Origin of the sequence: Kitasatospora sp. NRRL B-11411 (assembly GCF_000721345.1) — a bacterium.
Taxonomy (GTDB): Bacteria; Actinomycetota; Actinomycetes; order Streptomycetales; family Streptomycetaceae; genus Kitasatospora; species Kitasatospora cineracea.
Window position 1 is genome coordinate 1 of the sequence record NZ_JOGH01000358.1, and the last position, 205, is coordinate 205.

Genomic DNA, 205 nt, shown 5'->3' on the forward strand with positions numbered 1-205 from the left:
GTCCGTCCACTGCCGCAGCGGCCAGCCGTCGTGGTAGTTCGTGTAGTACGGGATGGCCGCGCCCTTGTTCTTGATCGCCTTCAGGTCGGCCAGGAACTCCTCCGGCGTCTTCGGCCAGGCGGTGACGCCGGCGTCGGCCCACACCTTCTTGTTGTAGACGAAGCCGGTCACCGTGCCGAAGTTGGCGATGCCGTAGACCTTGCTG

1 protein-coding gene is annotated in these 205 nt (G+C 65.4%); it reads right to left on the bottom strand.

The window, feature by feature from the left end; all coding sequences use genetic code 11:
- Positions 1–205: extracellular solute-binding protein (locus tag IH44_RS42250; protein WP_035958718.1), on the bottom strand; the 205-nt coding region annotated here is incomplete at both ends.